Here is a 431-nt window from a genome sequence, read left to right on the forward strand (position 1 = left end):
TCCGCTTCATTATTCGTTTGTGCATATTCGCGAATGCGATCTTCGATATGTTTGTAAATCTTGTTTGCATCATTTACGGATTTCAAGACCATGCTGTTTTCCTCAAGTCCCGGAATGCCGAAGAATCCTGTTTGGCTTCCCAAAGCAACAACCAGGGCATCATAAGATAAAGTGGAACCATTGGCAAGTTTCACTTCTTTGTTATCGACTGAGAAAGACTCCACTTTGGAAATGACAAGGTCGATATCTTTTCCTTTGAAAAGCTTTTCCAACGGAATGGAAACGGCTTGTTCAGAAATGGATCCGCCTGCAAGACGGTGCAATTCGGTGATGATTTGGTGCGTTGGAAATTGGTTCACCACTGTAACCTGCACTTCATCTCTTTTGTAATATTCACGTACGGATAAGGCAGATAGCAATCCAGCGTAACC

1 protein-coding gene is annotated in these 431 nt (G+C 42.7%); it reads right to left on the reverse strand.

What is annotated here, in order from left to right; all coding sequences use genetic code 11:
* Positions 1-431 (reverse strand): NAD(P)/FAD-dependent oxidoreductase (locus tag ACYP5M_RS26505; RefSeq protein WP_459735732.1); only part of this gene is annotated, 431 nt, incomplete at both ends.

It is taken from the genome of Peribacillus sp. N1 (assembly GCF_054600815.1).